The organism is Pseudomonas ovata (genome assembly GCF_003131185.1).
GTDB lineage: Bacteria > Pseudomonadota > Gammaproteobacteria > Pseudomonadales > Pseudomonadaceae > Aquipseudomonas > Aquipseudomonas ovata.
The window spans coordinates 68503-87178 of sequence record NZ_QFFU01000021.1; the positions used below are offsets into that span (position 1 = coordinate 68503).

Sequence of the window (18676 nt, forward strand, 5' to 3'; positions counted from 1 at the left end):
GATGCGGGGCGGCGTAACGACATTGACTGGCCTGTACAGCCGACCATTGGCTATTTCACCGGCATTGGTTGCGGCCAAGGGCCATAAGACTGAAAATCCGTTAGCCTGACGAGCACTCCGGATCACTTTGCCCGAGGATGAGTTCGACGTATGTGTTTTCGCGCCTCGCCCCTTTTGCACCGGTACCTGGTGACCCGCCTGCTGGCCCTGGCATTCTGTGCGCTGCCTGCCACAGGCCAGGCCAGGGACACCTTGACCTGGCTGCTGCGCGACATGGCACCGGTGACCATTTTTTCCGGTCCCGACCAGGGCCAAGGCGCCATCGACCGACTCATGCCGATCCTGATCGCGCACATGCCCGAATACGACCATGTGCTGATGCGCGTCAACCGGGCCCGTGGTCTGCAAATGCTCAATGAACCCAACTTCACCTGCGACCCGACGCTGCTGTGGACCGCCGAAAGAGCCAAAAAAATCATCTTTTCCATTCCCACCTATGCGGTGTTCAGCAATGGGTTGATCGTGCGCAAGGATGATCTTTCGTTGTTCACACCGTTCATTGCCGACCGGCATGTCGACCTGCAGGCGCTGCTGGCCAGCAAGACGGTCAAGGTCGGTGTAGTCGCCGAACGCAGCTATGGCCCGGTGATCGACGCGATCCTCCAGCAGACCGTGCCTGACGAATTGAACCTGCATTACGGCAACGATGCGATCGGCAGCCTGTTGCAGATGCAGCGGCTGGGGCGCCTGCAGGCCATGATCAGCTACTGGCCCGAAGCACGTTACCAGGCACATCAACAGGGGATTCGCGAGAGCGAGCTGGTGTTCCTGCCGGTCAAGGACACGCCCAAGTACCAGTTCACTCATATCGGCTGCTCGGACACCGAGCAAGGCCGCCAGGCGATGGCCATCATCAACCGGGAAATGCGGGTGCTGCGCGAGCAATACCTGGTGGGCTTCTACGCCCAGTGGCTGGACGAACAGAAACGCGCGGAGTACCTGGAAGACGCCAAGACCTTCTTTATTGACAAATAAAGGGTGCCGGACAAAAGAAACCCCGAACAGCGGGGATGACTGATCGGGGTAAACCTTGGCTTGTGGCCAGGATGGCCGGCATCGAACATCGGAGCAAAATGATCGAACCTGCCGTACCTGGTCTGAACCCTGGATCCGGCAAAGGTTCCTGGCCGCCGTCGTGGCGGTGCTACAGAAAAGCCGATGAAGCCGAAAACGGGCGGTGGGCGGCAACATGGCGCATGGCGGCGATCATGCAGGGCTCGATGCGCCCTTCGACGACCAGCAGGTCGCGATGCAGACCGTCGACCACGTCGGTCAACTGAAACTTGTCGCGCAACTGATCGGCGCTGAAACGGCGCTCGATGACGGTGACACCGGCAGCATTCTTCAGGGTTACCAGACGTTCGCCTTTGGAACCGGCAGGCCCGAGGCTGGCCTGGTACGGTGACAGCGCTTCACTTAGCAGCAAGCTGATATTTTCCATCTAGTTCACCACTCAACAGGTTGAATGCAAAGGTGCTTATCAATGACCTGCGCCCGGCCCGGAAAGTTCTGACAGCCGTGCGTAAAGCAGTCAATGCTCTGGAGCATGCCTATGGAATGTGACAGAGAGAAAGACTGGGCGCAATGACCGGTTATTCAAGACGTATCCCGGGCAGCCACTGGCGGCGCGCGGCCATCCAGGCAAGCAACTCGTGCGGGCTCATGGGCCGGGCGATGAAGTAGCCCTGGACCGCGAGCGCGCCCAGTTCCAGCAGGCTGTGGAAGTCATCGAGGGTCTCGACGCCTTCGACCACCACCTCCATCGACAGGCGTCGGGCCATGAACAGGGCTCCCGCCACCACCGCCGACTGGCGCGGGTCTTCACCCATGCCACGGACGAACTCGGCGGGAATCTTCAGCTCACAAAAAGGCAGTTGCAGCAGCCGCTGGATGTTCGAGGCCCCGGTCCCGAAATCATCGATCGACAAGCGGCAACCCTTGATGCGCAGGCGCAACAATTCATGCAACGGCCAGTCCCCGCCTTGCCCGGCCTGGTGCTCGAGGATCTCCAGGGTCAAGAGGTCCGGTGCCAGGCGATGATGAGCCAGCCGTTGCAGGACCTGCCGGGCAAAACCTGGCTGTTCCAGCACGCAGGGCGCGATATTGACGGCCACCGGCAAGGCCTTGCCGCGCTCGTCACGGACCTGGGCCGACAATTGCAGTGCCAGTTCCAGTACCCGCCAAGTCAGGGGGGCCAACAGGCCGGCGCGTTCTAACGCCGGCATGAAGCTGCCGGGACTCAGCAGCCCGTGCTGCGGGTGTTGCCAGCGCACCAGGGCCTCGACCCCCAGCAGGGCGCCCTCCAGGCTGACCTTGGGCTGAAAGTACGCCACCCATTGTTCCACCGGCGGCGCGCCGCCCGCCTGGCTGAACAGGGTTGCGCATTCGATGTGCACCGGCAGGCCGGCCGGGGGCTCAAGCCTGTCCATCGCCTCCTCATGGCGTAGGTAAGCCTCGAGCAGCGCACGCACTGACGCGGCCGATGCCGGCTTGCGCAGGCAGCCCAGCACCTCGATGCCGCGCTGGCGGGCCAGCCGCGCGACACTGTCCTGAACCTCGGCGGGCGCACTGCTGAGCACGATCAGTGAGCGCGCCTGACGCGTCTCGATCAGGTGATCGATCAACGCCAGGCCGTCTGCCCCGTCCATCTGCAGATCGCAAATGGCGATGTCCACAGGTCCTCTGGCGCGCAACGAAGCGCAGGCCGCCGCCACGCTGTCGGCGGCCAGGACCTGGAACACCTGATTGGCATTGAGCATCTGGTGCAGCGCCATGAGCTCGAAGGGATGGTCTTCGAGAATCAGTACCTTGAGTGAATGCACAGGCAGGTCTCCGCAGGTCGCCAGCGTCGGGTGTCAGGAAAGGTCATTGTTGTCGTTGAGATGAGGCTCGTGCGCAACCGGTGCGGCCTGGACACCGGCGCTGCACCCGGTGAGATCCACCCAGCCACCGATCAGCCCTTGCAACTGCCCGTCGGCACCGAGAAACGGCGTGCTCCACTGCCGTACTTCGACACGCCGGCCGGACAACTCCAGCACCCGGTCGGTGAATACTGGCTGGCGCTTCTCAAGCAGGTGCAGGTAATCGTCATGCATCTGCCTGGCCACGCTACCCGGCAGCAGGTCAGTATCGATCAGACGGCGCCCGAGCATGTGTTCGATGCTGATGCCCAGGCAGGTTTCGTAATGGTGATTGCACGCCAGCAATCGCCCTTGCCGGTCACGGACATAAAGCGGCATTGGCAGGCCATCGAACAATGCCTGCCTGAACGCCAATTGATCGTTGAGCCGGGCCTCAGCCTGCTGGCGCAGGCGCATCTGGACCTTGAGCCGGCTGCGCCAGGCCAGCGAGACCAGGCCCAGCAACACCACCAGGGTCAGGGTCCACACCATCCACGCAGGCGCACGACTCCATAACGACGGCTGGGGCAGCATCGTGCCCAGCCATTTCAGGCGTATCGAGCGCATTTCGGCCACGGGAAACTCCTCCAGGGCCTTGTTGAGGATGCTCAGCAGTTCGGGCTGCGACTTGATCACCGAAAAGCGATCGGCTGACCATTTGCCGTCGACGCTGCGCCCGGGCTTGAGCTTGCCGGGCGCAAACAGCCAGGCTCCAGCCTCGTTCTGGATGGTCGCGTCGGCCTGGCCGTTTTCCACCAGTTCACGCGCCTGCACGTAGGTGTCCACGAGGCGCAGTTCGATAGCCGGATAGTGGCGGCGGATGTCGTCTTCAAGTGCATGGCGGGCCGGCAAGGCCAGCACCTGGCCTGCCAGATCGGCCAGGCTGGTGGGCGACGCCTGTCCGGTGCGCGTCACGAACACCCAGTTACTGCCGCCAAAGGAATAGGTGAAATTGAGAAACTGCTTGCGCCGGGCGTTCTCGGCCAGTGTGGTATTCATGTCGGCCAGGCCATTGCGCAGGGCATCCATGCTGGCCTGGGTAGAAGGCATGGGCCGATAGACGAACTGCAGGCCGGTCATGCGCGAGACCCGCGCCAGCACGTCGACATTGAGCCCCACCCAGTGGCCATGGGTGTCACGATAGATATACGGGGGGTGCTCACTGGTGGCGACCGTCACCTGTGGGTGCCTGGCCAGCCAGCGTCGCTCTGCGCCGCTCAGGGTGATGCGCTGGCCGGAAGCATCCGGCCCCAGCCCGGATGTCCAGCGCACCTGTATCTCGCGTTCCAGCGCCAGTTCGAGGCCGATCAGGGCCTTATCGACCAGCTCGCGCAGGCGTTGGTCGTCCTCGCGCAGGGCAAAGGCAAAGCCTGCCGATGGCAGCGCCGCTTCGAACAGGATCTGCAGGTTCAGGTAAGGCCGCATGGCCAGGTAGGCGCGCGCCACGATTTCATTGCCGATAAAGACATCCACCTCGCCCTGGACCAGGGCCTCCATGGCACTGTAGAGGTTCGGTGCCTGGATGATCTCGCTGTCCGGGTAGACCCGGTGCATGACCTCGGGGTTGGCATAGCCTTCGAGCACCACGATCTTCTTGCCGACCAGCCCCTGGGCGGGGATCAGGGGCTGGCCATGCCCGACCACCACGACCCGGTCAGACATGTAGGCCCTTGAAAACGTCAGTTCCGGCTCGCCCCGGTCAAAGCCATTGGCGCTGGTCAGCAGGTCGATGCTGCCGGCGCGCAGGGCCTCGATGGCATCCTCGCGCTGGGCAAAACCCACCAGTTGCAGGGGGGTGTCCAGCCGGCGGCCGAGCAGGCTCAGGTAATCGGCGCTGACGCCCTGGTAGCGGTTGCCGTCGGTGGTGATGTCGATCGGTTCGTTATCGGCAATGGCGATGCCGACGCGCAAGGGCGTGTGCAGGTCCAGCCATTGGCGCTCGGCATCATCAAGCGCCAGCACGCCTGGGTCATCGAATGGCACGCCCAGCGTGAACGCCAGGCTTTGCACCGCACCGGCCGGTGCTACGAACAGCACCATGAGCACCAGCGACAGCACACGCCATGCCTGCGCGACGGGCCCTGACGGGGTCTTGTGGAGGGGACGCTCCCTGCTTGCCTGTTTCACAACCGCACACTCTTCCGAAATCATTCAACCGGCAGAGTTTGGCATGCAAAAACAGCAAGGCCCGCCGGGGGGCGGGCCTCAAGTTGTTACACAACGATACCGTCAGAGCGGCTTGCCACGGTTACCGTGCTGGCTGACAAAGGCCTGTACGGCTTTGAGGTCGTTGGGCAGTACGGTGCAGCGTTCTTCGCGTTGGAACAAATCAGAAAGATGTGCAGGTAGCTCGAGCGCTTTTCCTACACCAGCCTTCTCCACTGCCTCAGGGAATTTGACCGGGTGCGCCGTGCCCAGTATCACCATCGGGGTGTCCAGGCTGCGTCGGCATTCGCGCGCGGCCTTTACACCGATGGCGGTGTGGGGGTCGAGCACTTCGCCGGTGCGGGCAAAGACCTCGGCGATGGTGGCGCAGGTCTGCTCGTCGTCGACGGCCAGCGAATCGAACAGCTTGCGGGTTTCGGTCCAGCGCTCTTCGTCGACACTGAAGCCGCCACCCTGCTTGAAGTTGTCCATCAGTTCGGCGATGGCGGCGCCATTACGACCGTGCATGTCGAACAACAGGCGTTCGAAGTTCGACGAGACCATGATGTCCATCGACGGTGACAGGGTCGCGTGCAGGGTTTCCTTGACGTACTGGTTGCCGCTCATGAAGCGGTGCAGGATGTCGTTGCGGTTGGTGGCGACGATCAACTGGTTGACCGGCAGGCCCATGTTGCGCGCCAGGTAGCCGGCGAAGATATCGCCGAAGTTGCCGGTCGGCACCGAGAACGACACCGAACGCGCCGGGCCGCCGAGCTGCAGGGCGGCGTGGAAGTAGTAGACGATCTGGGCCATGATCCGCGCCCAGTTGATCGAGTTGACCGCCACCAGGCGCGTGCCCTTGAGGAAACCCTGGTCGGCAAAGCTGGCCTTGACCATTTCCTGGCAGTCGTCGAAGTTGCCTTCGATGGCGATGTTATGGATGTTGTCGCCCATGATGGTGGTCATCTGGCGACGCTGGACATCCGAGACGCGCTTGTTCGGGTGCAGGATAAAGATGTCGACGTTGTCGCAGCGACGGCAGCCTTCGATGGCCGCCGAGCCGGTGTCGCCCGAGGTGGCGCCGATGATCACTACGCGCTCGCCGCGCTTGGCCAGCATGTGGTCGAGCAGGCGACCGAGCAGTTGCAGGGCAAAATCCTTGAACGCCAGGGTCGGGCCGTGAAACAGCTCCAGCACCCACTCGTTGTTGTCGAGCTGACGCAACGGGGCGACGGCGCTATGGGCGAACACGCCATAGGTTTCTTCGAGGATCTTCTTGAAGTCGGCATCGCTGATGCTGCCGGCCACGAAGGGACGCATCACCCGGAACGCCAGCTCGTGATACGGCAGGCCGGCCCAGGAGGCGATTTCTTCCTGGGTGAAGCGCGGCAGGTTTTCCGGTACATAGAGGCCGCCGTCGCTGGCGAGACCTGCGAGCAGCACGTCTTCGAAGTTCAACGCCGGCGCTTTGCCACGGGTACTGATATAACGCATTTTTTTCAAACCTTTGGTTTGAGCGGCAAGCCTCAAGCGATAAGCCATACGTCAGAGCGATACCCGCTCGGCTTGCCGCTTGCCGCTGCTCTTAGTTGAGGTGTTCGACGCGGATACGAACCACCGGGCCTACGACGTCCTGCAAGGCTTCCAGGGCCTGGATGGCGTCATTGATACGCTGCTCGACCACACGGTGGGTCAGCAGGATCATCGGCACCAGGCCATCCTGTTCTTCGACCTCTTTCTGCATGATCGATTCGATGTTGATGCCGCGCTCGGACAGGATGCTTGCCACCTGGGCGAGCACGCCCGGGTGGTCCTTGCCCTGGATGCGCAGGTAGTAGGCGCTTTCGCAGGCCTCGATCGGCAGGATCGGGTGCGCCGACAGCGAATCGGGCTGGAAGGCCAGGTGCGGCACGCGGTTGGTCGGGTCCGAAGTCATGGCCCGCACCACGTCCACCAGGTCGGCGATCACCGACGACGCGGTCGGCTCCATGCCGGCACCGGCACCGTAGAACAGGGTCGAGCCCGAGGCATCGCCGTTGACCATGACCGCGTTCATCACGCCGTTGACGTTGGCGATCAGGCGATCGGCCGGGATCAGCGTCGGGTGCACGCGCAGTTCGATGCCCTGCTCGGTGCTGCGCGCCACGCCCAGGTGCTTGATGCGGTAGCCCAGGGCTTCGGCGTAGTTCACATCGGCCGTGGTCAGTTTGGTGATGCCTTCGGTGTAGGCCTTGTCGAACTGCAGCGGAATACCAAAGGCAATGGAGGCCAGGATGGTCAGCTTGTGCGCGGCGTCGATGCCTTCGACGTCGAAGGTCGGGTCGACTTCGGCATAACCCAGCGCCTGCGCTTCGGCCAGCACGTCCGGAAAGGTACGGCCTTTTTCGCGCATTTCGGTGAGGATGAAGTTGCCGGTGCCGTTGATGATGCCGGCCACCCAGTTGATGCGGTTGGCCGACAGGCCTTCACGGATGGCCTTGATCACCGGGATGCCGCCGGCCACTGCGGCTTCGAAGGCGACGATGACGCCCTTCTCGCGGGCACGGGCAAAGATTTCGTTGCCGTGCACGGCAATCAGCGCCTTGTTGGCGGTGACCACATGCTTGCCATTGTCGATGGCCTTGAGCACCAGCTCGCGGGCGACGGTGTAGCCGCCGATCAGCTCGACGACCACGTCGATCTCAGGGTTGCCGGCCACCTCGAATACATCGGTGGTGGTCGCAATACCGGTGATCTGGCAATTGGGGTTTGGTGTACGAACTGCAATCTGCGCGACTTCGATGCCACGCCCGGCACGGCGGGCGATTTCCTCGGCGTTGCGCTGAAGCACGTTGAAGGTACCGCCACCGACGGTACCCAGCCCACAAATGCCTACTTTGACCGGTTTCACTGATGAACTCCCCGTAGAACAGCCGCCTGGAGGACGACCGCGAAAAAACAGCGGCACGCAGACCGTGCCGCTAAAAATGGATTATTTGGCGCCCAGGGCCAGTTTGGCCACCTGAGCGGCCGGCTGGTAACCCGGGATCACCTGGCCGTCGGCCAGGACAATGGCCGGTGTGCCGTTGACGCCGATCGACTGGCCGATCTGGAATTGCTTGCCCACCGGGTTATCGCACTTGGCCGCCTTGATGTCCTTGCCCTCGACCATCTGGTCCATGGCCGCCTTGCGGTCCTTGGAGCACCAGACCGCCTGCAACTGCTGGTCGCCCGGCGAACCCAGGCCCTGACGCGGGAAGGCCACGTAGCGCACTTCGACGCCCAGCTTGTTCAACTGGCCGACTTCTTCATGCAGCTTGTGGCAGTACGGACAGGTGGTGTCGGTAAAGACGGTGATGTGCGACTTGGTTTCACCCACGGCCGGGTAAATGACCATGTCGGCGGTTGCAATGCCATTGATGGTCTTGGCAATGGCCAGGCGCTCGGTTTTTTCGGTCAGGTTGACCGGCTTGCCGTTCTGGATCTGGAACAGGTAGCCCTGCACCACGAACTGGCCGTCGGCACTGGCATACAGCACACGGCCGCCCTTGAGCTTGACTTCGTAGAGCCCGCCCAGCGGGCTGGCGGCGATGCTTTCGACCGGCAGTTCCAGCTCGAGGGTGTCGAGGGTCTTGCGAATGGCCTGTTCGGCCCCGGCATCGGCCTGGGCAAACACGCTGAAGGTACTGGCCAGCGCGACAACGATGGCGGCAAGAAACGAAGGAACGCGCATGAAAACTCCTATGACGACGGGCAGAGCCGAGGCCTTGCTGCGCCGTAGCGCCTGCCTCGCTCTGTGAAACCGGCAAAGACTATCACATAAGCCCGCCAACACGGACCCGGACTGTCGGGCAAAATCAGCCGCGCGGGTGATGGCTGGCATGCAGTTCCTGCAGGCGGGCGCGGGCAATGTGGGTGTAGATCTGGGTGGTCGACAGGTCGCTGTGGCCCAGCAGCATTTGCACCACACGCAAGTCGGCGCCGTGGTTGAGCAAATGAGTGGCAAAGGCATGGCGCAGCGTGTGCGGCGACAGGGATTTGCCGATGCCGGCCACCTGCGCATGCTGTTTGATCCGGTGCCAGAACGTCTGGCGGGTCATCTGCTCGCCGCGCAGGCTGGGAAACAACACATCGCTGGGTCGCCCGTTCAACAGTTCGCTGCGGGCCCCACGCAGGTAACGCTCGATCCAGACAATGGCCTCCTCGCCCATTGGCACCAGTCGCTCCTTGCTGCCCTTGCCCATGACCCGCACCACCCCCTGGCGCAGGTTGACCTGCTCCAGGGTCAGGCCCACCAGTTCGGTGACCCGCAGGCCACAGGCATACAGCACCTCAAGCATGGCGCGGTCGCGCTCGCCGATCGCCACGCTCAGGTCGGGGGCGGCCAGCAGGGCTTCGACATCGGCTTCGGACAGGGACTTGGGCAGCGGCTTGCCCAGTTGCGGCATGTCGACCTGCAAGGTGGGGTCGATGGCAATCAGCTTTTCGCGCAGCAGGTAGCGGTAGAAGCCACGCAGGCCAGAGATCAGGCGCGCTGTAGAGCGCGGCTTGTAGGCGTGTTCGACGCGCCAGGCCAGGTGATCGAGGATGACCTCGCGGCCGGCCTCGGGCAATTGCGCCCCGCGTTCGTTCAACCAGCCATTGAACAGGGTCAGGTCGCTGCGATAGGCGTCGCGGGTGTTGTCGGACAGGCCCTTTTCGAGCCACAAGGCGTCGAGAAAACGGTCAATCAGGGGGTGATCCAGGGCAGACATTGCAGCTCGATGACAACGATGAACAGACTGCAAAACCTACTACATGCGCTGCCACGAAGAAACGCCAGACAACAAAAAAGCAGCCCGAAGGCTGCTTTTTCAGGCATCGAAAAACTGTATCAGGACAGTTTTTCCTTGATGCGTGCTGCTTTACCGGACAGGTCGCGCAGGTAGTACAGCTTGGCCTTGCGAACGTCGCCGCGACGCTTGACAGCCAGGCTGTCGATTTGCGGGCTGTAGGTCTGGAAAGTACGCTCTACGCCAACGCCGCTGGAGATCTTGCGAACAGTGAAAGCACTGTTCACGCCGCGGTTGCGCTTGGCGATTACGACGCCTTCGAAAGCCTGCAGACGTGCACGATCACCTTCCTTCACTTTCACCTGAACGACAACAGTGTCGCCCGGGGCAAAGGTCGGGATTTCTTTCTGCATCTGCTCTGCTTCGAGGGCGAGAATGATTTTGTTGGTCATACTATGCTCCTAAGGGTGATCCTCCCGGATCAGCCATCGATACGTTAACTATCGTCCCGCTCGCGGATGTATTCCGCCAGCAGCTTCTTCTCTTCTCCAGAAAGTGAGCGACTTTCCAGAAGATCGGCTCGTCGTTCGTAGGTCCTTCCAAGGGACTGCTGCAAACGCCAACGCCGGATATGTGCGTGATTGCCACTGAGCAATACGTCGGGTACACGCTGATCCGCATACACCTCAGGTCGGGTGTAGTGCGGGCAATCAAGCAGACCATCCGTGAAGGAATCTTCCTCCGCAGAGTCCGCATGCCCTAAAGCTCCAGGCAGCAGCCGTGTAACCGCATCAATCAGCACCATCGCCGGAAGCTCGCCCCCGGACAGAACATAGTCACCAATCGACCACTCTTCATCGACATGCGCTTCAATGAAACGCTCGTCAATGCCTTCATAACGACCGGCAATGAGAATAAGTGCACTCTCGTTCACCAGTTCGCGTACCGCCGACTGATTCAGTCTGCGGCCTTGCGGCGACAGGTAGATCACCTTCGCCGTCTCCCCTGCTGCCTGCCTGGCCTGAACCAGGGCATCTTCCAGGGGCTTGATCTTCATCACCATGCCGGGGCCGCCACCGAAGGGGCGATCGTCCACAGTGTGATGCCGATCCGTGGTGTAGTCCCGCGGATTCCAACAGGTCAGTTGCATGAGACCCTGTTTCACCGCGCGGCTGGTTATGCCGTATTCGCTGATGGCGGAAAACATCTCCGGGAACAACGTGATGACCTCTATGCGCAAGTTGGCCACTTAGAAGTCCGCGTCCCAGTCCACCTTCATCTCGCCGGCTTCCAGGTCGACGGCCAGCACACAATGCTCCGTATAGGGCAACAGGCGCTCGCGATCATCCAGGCTGCCTGCGCAGGGCTTGACCACAATTACATCGTTCGAACCGGTTTCGAGCAGGTGATCGATCTTGCCGAGCAATTGCCCCTGCGTGTCGATGACCTTCAGGCCTTCAAGCTGGTACCAGTAGTACTCGCCATCGTCCAGATCGGGGAACAGGCTGCGCGGCACACAGATCTCGCAACCGGACAGAAGACGGGCTTCGTCGCGATCGTTCAGACCCTTGAGCGTTGCGACCAGGAACTTGCCTTGCAAGCGTCCACTGACCAGTTCTACCTGTTTTTCCACACGTCCTTCGCGCCGAAGCATCCAGGTCCCGTAGTCCAGCAGGTTATCAATCGGATCGGTAAAGGAATAAACCTTCACTTCGCCGCGAACGCCATGAACCGAGAAAATCTTGCCAATGACGATCAGATCGTCGGCAGATGCAGGCGTCGCGTTCATAAGGTTCAGGCCGCAGCCTTGGCCTTGTTGTGCTCTTTCAGCAACTGAGCTACGCGCTCGGAAGTCTGTGCACCAACGCCCAGCCAGTAGTTCAGGCGTTCTTCGTTAACGGACAGGCGGATTTCCTGGCCACGAGCGATCGGGTTGAAGAAACCGATCTGTTCCTTGTGGGAACCGTCGCGTGGGTTACGGCTGTCGGTAACGGTCAAGTGGTAAAACGGGCGCTTTTTGGAGCCGCCAAGGGCAAGACGGATGGTTAGCATTGAACATCGTTCCTGTTTAGTCGGTGCTGCAAATCTAAGGTGCACAGCGGGCATAGGTGCCCGAAAGGCCGCATATTCTCAAGGAATATCCCGACATTTGCAAATGACTTTTTCCGCAGCCATTCGCCGTGCCTTGCAGACCTGTCAAGGTCCGACCGCCAATGGCGGCCGGGAGAGTCTGCCCGAAGGCAGGGTGCGAAAGGTCCCCCTCTCGCGCTGGACGGACACGGCACACGCCGCGTCCAGGATGGGAACAGGTGACGGCCCCGCCATGCACACGGCATGGCGGGGCCTGCACCCTTACATCTTCGGCATACCGCCGCCACCAGGCATCATGCCGCCCAGACCACGCATCATCTTGGCCATGCCGCCCTTGGTGGAGAATTTCTTCATCATTTTCTGCATCTGCTTGTGCTGCTTGATCAGCCGCCCGATGTCCTGCACCTGGGTGCCGGAGCCCTGCGCGATGCGGCGCTTGCGCGAGCCGCTGATCAGGTCAGGGTCGCGGCGCTCGGCCGGAGTCATGGAGCCGATGATCGCTTCCATCTGCTTGAACTGCTTCTCGGCCGCGCCCTGAGCATTGCCCATCTGCGACAGGTTCATGCCGCCGATGCTCGGCAGTTTGTCCATCAGGCCGCCCAGGCCGCCCATGTTTTTCATCTGCTGGAGCTGGTCGCGGAAGTCCTCGAGGTCGAAGCCCTTGCCCTTCTTGAGCTTCTTGGCGAGCTTGTCAGCCTTGTCGCGGTCCAGGGTCTGCTCGGCCTGCTCGATGAGGCTGAGCACGTCGCCCATGCCCAGGATACGCGAGGCGATGCGATCAGGGTGGAACGGTTCGAGCGCTTCGCTTTTTTCGCCCATGCCGATGAACTTGATCGGCTTGCCGGTGATGGCACGTACCGACAGCGCGGCACCGCCACGGGCGTCACCGTCGACCTTGGTGAGGATCACGCCGGTCAGCGGCAGTGCATCGCCGAAGGCCTTGGCGGTGTTGGCCGCGTCCTGGCCGGTCATGGCGTCGACCACGAACAGGGTTTCGACCGGCTTGACCGCCGCATGCAGCGCCTGGATCTCGGTCATCATCTCGGCGTCGATGTGCAGACGGCCGGCGGTGTCGAGAATCACGACGTCGATGAACTTGAGCTTGGCTTCGCGAATCGCCGCCTGGGCAATGTCGACCGGCTTCTGGCTGATGTCGGACGGGAAGAAGGTGACCTGCAGGTCGTTGGCCAGGGTCTCGAGCTGCTTGATCGCCGCCGGACGGTAGACGTCGGCCGAGACCAGCATCACGGTCTTCTTCTTGCGCTCCTTGAGGAAGCGCGCCAGCTTGCCGGCGGTGGTGGTCTTGCCCGCGCCCTGCAGACCGGCCATCAGCACCACCGCAGGCGGTGCCACGTTGAGCACCAGGTCTTCGTTGGCGGCGCCCATCAGGCTTTCAAGTTCGGCCTGGACGATCTTCACGAACGCCTGGCCCGGCGTCAGGCTGCGCGACACTTCAGTGCCGACAGCGCGCTCCTTGATGCTGTTGACGAAGTCCTTGACCACCGGCAGTGCGACGTCGGCTTCAAGCAAGGCCATGCGCACTTCGCGCAGCGTGTCCTTGATGTTGTCTTCGGTCAGCTTGGCCTTGCCGGTGACATGGCGCAGCGTCTGCGAAAGGCGGTCGGTTAGGTTTTCAAACATGCGCGATCCTTTAAGGCTCTGGTCGACCCGGTGGGTGCGGCCCCGCCGCGATAGAGACAAGTGGCGCACGGCGAGCCCGCGGCCTGAACAGGGCAGCGATTATAGCCGAGACTCCGCCCCACGGACACCGGCATGGCGATGACCGTCCTTTTGTATGGTGCAGCGTCACGCTGGCACTCTTTCGTGCAACGTCGGTCTATGCCACACTCAGCGCCTTTCAGGGCCCGCCCGTCAGGATCTATGTCCCCTTTGCCAGCCAGCCTGCTCCCCACCCTCGCCGCCGCCTGTCTGTATGCCGTTGCGACCGTTTACCAAGGCATTCGCCTGAGCCAGACCGCCCGGCCCGACAAGCGGCTGCTGGGCCTGATCGGCACCCTGGCGGTGATTGCCCATGCCATCGGCCTGTATTCGCAATTGGTACGGCCTGTCGGCCTGGGCCTGGACTTCTTCAATGCGGCCAGCCTGATTGCCCTGGCGGTGATCGTCCTGACCCTGCTGGCCACGATCCGCATCCCGGTGGAAAACCTGCTGGCGCTGTTGTTTCCGCTGGGGCTGGTGACCGTGTTGATGGCGCAGTTCGTGCCCAGCGGCACCGTGCAACCGATCGTCGAAGAGCCCGGCATCCTGACCCATGTCATGCTGTCGATCCTGGCCTATGGCATGTTCACCATTGCCGCCTTCCAGGCCTTGCTGCTGCTGGTGCAGGACTATCAGCTCAAGCACAAGCACCCCATGGGGCTGATTCGCAACTTCCCGCCGTTGCAGACCATGGAGACCCTGCTGTTCGGTTTCCTGTGGACCGGCTGGGCGCTGCTGTCGCTGTCGCTGATCACCGGCTGGCTGTTCGTCGAGAACCTGTTTGCCCAGCACCTGGTGCACAAGACCCTGCTGGCCTGCCTGGCGTGGGTGGTGTTCAGCGTGCTGCTGGTGGGACGCACCCGCCTGGGCTGGCGTGGACACAAGGCGATTCGCTGGACCCTGGGCGGCTTCTGCCTGCTGATGCTGGCCTTTTTCGGCAGCAAGCTGGTACGCGAATTCATCCTGCACATCTGACGAGCCTTGCACATGGATAATCTGCCCATCGGTCCGCTGCTCGGTGTGCTGGCCCTGCTGACGCTGTGGGCAGGACTGTTCACAGCGCTCGAACGCGCGCACTACCTGTGCACCGACGGTCGCAAGATCCGCCACAGGACCGATGTCGACCTCGACAGCCTGATCCTGGGCAACACACTGATCAAGACCCTGATCGTGATCATTGCCGTGCTGATCACCGTGCGCTACTGGTTCTACCAGGGGCCGGTGCTGGCCTGGCTGGGCAGCAGCGCCTTGCTGCTGATCCTCGTCGAGTACCTGCCGCGCCGGCTGGCGGCACGCTACCCCCTGAGCACGCTGCTACTGGGCAAGAGCCTGCTGCGCTGGCCGTTGCGCCTGTTGCGCCCCTTGAGCTGGAGCCTGGATATGACTGCCCGGCTGTTGCTGCGCCCGTTCGAGCCGCGCCAGGAACCAGGCGATATCGGCCAGCCGCAGCAGCAACGCCCCATCGATACCCACGACAGCGACCCTGACCCCGACCTGCCGCAAGGCGTACTGGGCGGTATTCGTGCCTTGGACCGCATGACGGTCAACGACATCCTGATTCCGCGCAGCGAAGTGGACGGCATCAACCTGGATGACAGCATCGAGCTGATCATCGAACGCCTGATCATTTCTCGCCACACGCGCCTGCCGGTCTATCACAACGACATCAACCAGGTGCAAGGCGTGCTCAACACGCGGCAGATCAGCCACCTGCTGTCCAGAAGCGAACTGACCAAAGAGCATTTGCTGTCAGTTTGCTACGAGCCTTATTTCGTCCCCGAAAGCACGCCCCTGCAATTGCAGCTGCTCAATTTCCACAAGCAACAGCGGCGGCTGGGCGTGGTGGTCGACGAGTATGGCGAAGTGCTGGGCATCATCAGCCTGGAAGACATCCTTGAAGAGATCGTCGGTGAATTCGAAAGCGAGCATCTGGACAACCCGGACATTACCCGGCTGGCGGACGGCCAGTTGGAAGTCGATGGCGGCGCCTCGATTCGCGAGCTGAACAAGAGCCTGGGCTGGCACCTGCCCTCGGACGGTCCAAAAACCCTCAATGGCCTGGTCACCGAAGCCCTGGAGACCATTCCCGAAGGCCCGGTGTGCCTGAAGCTGGGACCCTATCGCATGGAGATCCTCGAAACCGAGGACAACCGTGTCACCCGCGTATTGATGTGGAAGCACGCGCCAGCCCGTGGTTTTTACTGAAACCCATCGGCACCTGTTACCGCTTGTTTCAGAAATGAATCCCTTCCTATAATCCACAGGCTTACCCAGCCCAGGCCCGTCGGCGTGCTACCCGCACTTCGCCTGATCGGCCACGCTCCAGCCTGACCCACGCATCATCAAGCGCCGCCCTACCCACAAGCGGCGCCCCTGCCCTGCCGCCCAACCGGGCCGCCCTTGCGAATGTCGATACGCTACAAAAAACAGCCAATAACAACCCACGACAGGGAATTCGCATGACCACGACCACAACCCGCGTCGACGACGCTGACGCGATACCGCCGGCCAACTCCGCCACCCGGGTGGCCACGGCCAGTTTCATCGGCACCGCCATCGAGTTCTATGACTTTTATGTCTACGCCACCGCCGCGGCGCTGGTGATCGGCCCGGTATTTTTCCCGCAGACGTCGGGCACCGCGCAGATGCTCTCGTCATTTCTGACCTTCGGCATTGCCTTCATGGCCCGGCCGCTGGGTTCGGCGCTGTTCGGCCACTTTGGCGACCGCATCGGCCGCAAGTCGACGCTGGTGGCGTCATTGCTGCTGATGGGCGTCAGCACCACGCTGATTGGCGTACTGCCTGGCTATGCCAGTATCGGGGTCTGGGCACCAATCCTGCTATGCGTGCTGCGCTTCGGCCAGGGACTTGGGCTGGGCGGCGAATGGGGCGGCGCGGCCTTGCTGGCCACGGAGAATGCGCCCAAGGGCAAGCGCGCCTGGTACGGCATGTTTCCGCAACTGGGGCCTTCGATCGGCTTTCTGGCGGCCAACGGGCTGTTTCTGACCCTGGCCCTGGTGCTCGATGACGAGCAGTTCCGCTCGTGGGGCTGGCGCATTCCGTTCCTGCTCAGCGCCGTACTGGTGCTGGTCGGCCTGTATGTACGCCTGACCCTGGAAGAAACGCCGGCCTTCGCCAAGGTGCTGGCCAGCCACCAGCAGGTGCGCCTGCCGATTGTCGAGACCTTCAGCCAGCACTGGCGGCCCATGCTGCTGGGGGCAGCGGCCATGGTGGTGTGCTATGCGCTGTTTTACATCTCGACGGTGTTTTCGCTGAGCTACGGCGTCGCGACCCTGGGCTACAGCCGTGAGACGTTCCTGGGGCTGTTGTGCTTTGCCGTGCTGTTCATGGCGGCGGCCACCCCCCTGTCGGCCTGGGCCAGCGACCGCTATGGCCGGCGTCCGGTGCTGATTGTCGGGGGCGTGCTGGCGATTGCCTCGGGCTTTCTCATGGAACCGTTGCTGACCCAGGGGTCAACCTGGGGCGTGGCCCTGTTCCTGTGCATCGAGCTGTTTCTGATGGGCGTGACCTTCGCACCGATGGGCGCCCTGCTGCCGGAACTGTTCCCGACCAAGGTGCGCTACACCGGTGCGTCGGCGGCCTACAACCTGGGCGGCATCGTCGGCGCCTCGGTGGCACCGTTCTTTGCCCAGAAACTGGTGGCCATGGGTGGCCTGAGCTGGGTGGGCGGCTACGTGTCAGCGGCCGCCCTGATCAGCGTACTGGCGGTGCTGGCCCTGAAAGAGACCCGCGATACCGACCTGTAAGGGTATCGCCCGGCACTTACAACTGGACGTTGACCGCCTGCGAGGCGCGAGTGGCCTTGGCGCGAGCCGTTTCGATCGACTCGTCACGCGCCAGGGCCACGCCCATGCGGCGCTGGCCGTTGACTTCCGGCTTGCCAAACAGGCGCAGGGCGGTGTCCGGTTCGGCCAGGGCAGCGCCCAGGTTGGCGAAGGCGGTCTGGGTCGACTGGCCTTCGACCAGCACCACGGCCGAGGCCGAAGGGCCGAACTGACGCACCAGTGGCACCGGCAAGCCGAGAATGGCGCGGGCGTGCAGGGCGAACTGTGACAGGTCTTGCGAAATCAGGGTCACCAGGCCGGTGTCATGCGGGCGCGGCGAGACTTCGCTGAACCACACCTGATCGCCCTTGATGAACAGCTCGACACCGAACAGGCCACGGCCACCCAGTGCTTCGGTGACGGCCTTGGCCACGCGCTCCGACTCTGCCAGAGCCACCGGGCTCATGGCCTGCGGCTGCCAGGATTCCTGGTAATCACCCTTTTCCTGACGATGACCGACCGGGGCACAGAACGTGGTGCCGCCGGCGTGACGCACGGTCAGCAGGGTGATTTCGTATTCGAAATCGATAAAGCCTTCGACGATGACCCGCCCCTTGCCGGCGCGACCGCCTTCTTGCGCATAGTCCCAGGCCTTTTGCACGTCGTCGACGCTCTTGAGCAGGCTCTGGCCCTTGCCCGAGGAACTCATCACCGGCTTGACCACGCACGGGAAACCCAGTTCGGTCACAGCTTTCTGGTAGTCCTCGAAGCTGTCGGCAAAGAAGTACGGCGAGGTCGGCAGGCCCAGTTCTTCAGCGGCCAGGCGACGGATGCCTTCGCGGTTCATGGTCAACTGCGCGGCGCGCGCCGTCGGGATCACAGTAAAGCCTTCGGCTTCCAGCTCCACCAGGGTGGCGGTGGCGATGGCTTCGATTTCCGGCACGATGTAGTGCGGCTTCTCGGCTTCGATCACCGCCCGCAAGGCGGCGCCGTCGAGCATGTTGATCACATGGCTGCGGTGCGCCACCTGCATGGCCGGCGCGTTGGCGTAGCGGTCCACGGCAATCACCTCGACCCCCAGGCGCTGCAGTTCGATCACGACTTCCTTGCCCAGTTCGCCGCTGCCGCACAGCAATACGCGGGTCGCGGTGGGCGACAGGGGGGTTCCGATTTGAGTCATCTCAGGTCCTCGTGGAGCGGATATCGAGGGCAACCCGCCAGGTAA

General features: G+C 62.5%; 16 protein-coding genes and 1 pseudogene. 4 read left to right on the top strand and 13 right to left on the bottom strand.

Going from position 1 to position 18676, the window contains the following annotated elements:
- Positions 1-198: 198 nt before the first annotated feature.
- A complete protein-coding gene (locus DGA31_RS22420) occupies positions 199-1035 on the top strand; it encodes a TIGR02285 family protein (protein ID WP_161959217.1) in 837 nt (278 codons plus the stop codon).
- 169 nt (positions 1036-1204) lie between these two features.
- On the opposite strand, the gene DGA31_RS22425 is transcribed toward DGA31_RS22420, so the two are convergent.
- From DGA31_RS22425 to ffh, 12 genes and pseudogenes are all read right to left on the bottom strand, one after another.
- Positions 1205-1501 carry a DUF3509 domain-containing protein gene (locus DGA31_RS22425; protein ID WP_056835549.1) on the bottom strand — a complete coding sequence of 99 codons (297 nt, stop codon included), beginning with the start codon at positions 1499-1501 and terminating at the stop codon, positions 1205-1207.
- 151 nt (positions 1502-1652) lie between these two features.
- Complete coding sequence (locus DGA31_RS22430) at positions 1653-2882, bottom strand: EAL domain-containing response regulator (protein WP_109514029.1); 1230 nt, start codon at positions 2880-2882, stop codon at positions 1653-1655.
- A 108-nt stretch (positions 2883-2990) separates the two neighbouring features.
- Positions 2991-5000 (bottom strand): annotated as a pseudogene (locus DGA31_RS22435) (transporter substrate-binding domain-containing protein); the annotation flags it as partial.
- Positions 5001-5189: 189 nt separating this feature from the next.
- Positions 5190-6599 carry a threonine synthase gene (gene thrC, locus DGA31_RS22440; RefSeq protein WP_056835542.1) on the bottom strand — a complete coding sequence of 470 codons (1410 nt, stop codon included), beginning with the start codon at positions 6597-6599 and terminating at the stop codon, positions 5190-5192.
- A gap of 91 nt (positions 6600-6690) precedes the next feature.
- A complete protein-coding gene (locus tag DGA31_RS22445; RefSeq protein ID WP_109514031.1) occupies positions 6691-7995 on the bottom strand; it encodes a homoserine dehydrogenase in 1305 nt (434 codons plus the stop codon).
- Positions 7996-8076: 81 nt separating this feature from the next.
- Positions 8077-8817 carry a bifunctional protein-disulfide isomerase/oxidoreductase DsbC gene (gene dsbC / locus DGA31_RS22450; protein WP_056835539.1) on the bottom strand — a complete coding sequence of 247 codons (741 nt, stop codon included), beginning with the start codon at positions 8815-8817 and terminating at the stop codon, positions 8077-8079.
- A 124-nt stretch (positions 8818-8941) separates the two neighbouring features.
- The gene (gene xerD / locus DGA31_RS22455; RefSeq protein ID WP_056835537.1) at positions 8942-9838 is read right to left on the bottom strand and encodes a site-specific tyrosine recombinase XerD; all 897 of its coding nucleotides are present in this window, start codon (positions 9836-9838) and stop codon (positions 8942-8944) included.
- Between the two features lie 119 nt (positions 9839-9957).
- Positions 9958-10308: a 50S ribosomal protein L19 gene (gene rplS, locus DGA31_RS22460; RefSeq protein ID WP_056835535.1), complete on the bottom strand. Its 351-nt coding sequence runs from the start codon at positions 10306-10308 to the stop codon at positions 9958-9960.
- Positions 10309-10352: 44 nt separating this feature from the next.
- Positions 10353-11063, bottom strand: coding sequence for a tRNA (guanosine(37)-N1)-methyltransferase TrmD (trmD, locus tag DGA31_RS22465; RefSeq protein ID WP_236709362.1), 711 nt, complete (start codon positions 11061-11063; stop codon positions 10353-10355).
- Between the two features lie 42 nt (positions 11064-11105).
- On the bottom strand, positions 11106-11645 hold the full coding sequence (gene rimM / locus DGA31_RS22470; RefSeq protein ID WP_056835531.1) for a ribosome maturation factor RimM: 540 nt from the start codon (positions 11643-11645) through the stop codon (positions 11106-11108).
- Positions 11646-11650: 5 nt separating this feature from the next.
- On the bottom strand, positions 11651-11908 hold the full coding sequence (gene rpsP, locus DGA31_RS22475) for a 30S ribosomal protein S16 (protein ID WP_056835529.1): 258 nt from the start codon (positions 11906-11908) through the stop codon (positions 11651-11653).
- A gap of 300 nt (positions 11909-12208) precedes the next feature.
- Positions 12209-13588, bottom strand: a complete 1380-nt coding sequence (gene ffh, locus DGA31_RS22480) for a signal recognition particle protein (RefSeq protein WP_056835528.1) — start codon at positions 13586-13588, stop codon at positions 12209-12211.
- A gap of 240 nt (positions 13589-13828) precedes the next feature.
- On the opposite strand from ffh, the gene DGA31_RS22485 reads away from it, so the two are divergent.
- The 3 genes from DGA31_RS22485 (at position 13829) to DGA31_RS22495 (ending at position 17433) form a co-directional block, all read left to right on the top strand.
- Entirely contained in the window at positions 13829-14641 is an 813-nt protein-coding gene (locus DGA31_RS22485) for a cytochrome C assembly family protein (protein ID WP_109514032.1), read from the top strand.
- A gap of 12 nt (positions 14642-14653) precedes the next feature.
- Positions 14654-15871: a transporter associated domain-containing protein gene (locus DGA31_RS22490; protein WP_109514033.1), complete on the top strand. Its 1218-nt coding sequence runs from the start codon at positions 14654-14656 to the stop codon at positions 15869-15871.
- A 254-nt stretch (positions 15872-16125) separates the two neighbouring features.
- Positions 16126-17433 carry an MFS transporter gene (locus DGA31_RS22495; protein WP_056835523.1) on the top strand — a complete coding sequence of 436 codons (1308 nt, stop codon included), beginning with the start codon at positions 16126-16128 and terminating at the stop codon, positions 17431-17433.
- A 16-nt stretch (positions 17434-17449) separates the two neighbouring features.
- Here DGA31_RS22495 and purT read toward each other — a convergent pair whose 3' ends face one another.
- A complete protein-coding gene (gene purT, locus DGA31_RS22500; RefSeq protein ID WP_056835521.1) occupies positions 17450-18631 on the bottom strand; it encodes a formate-dependent phosphoribosylglycinamide formyltransferase in 1182 nt (393 codons plus the stop codon).
- Positions 18632-18676 lie beyond the last annotated feature (45 nt).

What these genes read in the sequence shown, in the direction of transcription:
- DGA31_RS22425 (WP_056835549.1), bottom strand. Translation starts at nt 1,501, where the DNA reads ATGGAAAATATCAGCTTGCTGCTAAGTGAAGCGCTGTCACCGTACCAG.
- thrC (WP_056835542.1), bottom strand. Translation starts at nt 6,599, where the DNA reads ATGCGTTATATCAGTACCCGTGGCAAAGCGCCGGCGTTGAACTTCGAA.
- dsbC (WP_056835539.1), bottom strand. Translation starts at nt 8,817, where the DNA reads ATGCGCGTTCCTTCGTTTCTTGCCGCCATCGTTGTCGCGCTGGCCAGT.
- xerD (WP_056835537.1), bottom strand. Translation starts at nt 9,838, where the DNA reads ATGTCTGCCCTGGATCACCCCCTGATTGACCGTTTTCTCGACGCCTTG.
- rplS (WP_056835535.1), bottom strand. Translation starts at nt 10,308, where the DNA reads ATGACCAACAAAATCATTCTCGCCCTCGAAGCAGAGCAGATGCAGAAA.
- trmD (WP_236709362.1), bottom strand. Translation starts at nt 11,063, where the DNA reads ATGTTTTCCGCCATCAGCGAATACGGCATAACCAGCCGCGCGGTGAAA.
- rimM (WP_056835531.1), bottom strand. Translation starts at nt 11,645, where the DNA reads ATGAACGCGACGCCTGCATCTGCCGACGATCTGATCGTCATTGGCAAG.
- rpsP (WP_056835529.1), bottom strand. Translation starts at nt 11,908, where the DNA reads ATGCTAACCATCCGTCTTGCCCTTGGCGGCTCCAAAAAGCGCCCGTTT.
- ffh (WP_056835528.1), bottom strand. Translation starts at nt 13,588, where the DNA reads ATGTTTGAAAACCTAACCGACCGCCTTTCGCAGACGCTGCGCCATGTC.
- DGA31_RS22485 (WP_109514032.1), top strand. Translation starts at nt 13,829, where the DNA reads ATGTCCCCTTTGCCAGCCAGCCTGCTCCCCACCCTCGCCGCCGCCTGT.
- DGA31_RS22490 (WP_109514033.1), top strand. Translation starts at nt 14,654, where the DNA reads ATGGATAATCTGCCCATCGGTCCGCTGCTCGGTGTGCTGGCCCTGCTG.
- DGA31_RS22495 (WP_056835523.1), top strand. Translation starts at nt 16,126, where the DNA reads ATGACCACGACCACAACCCGCGTCGACGACGCTGACGCGATACCGCCG.
- purT (WP_056835521.1), bottom strand. Translation starts at nt 18,631, where the DNA reads ATGACTCAAATCGGAACCCCCCTGTCGCCCACCGCGACCCGCGTATTG.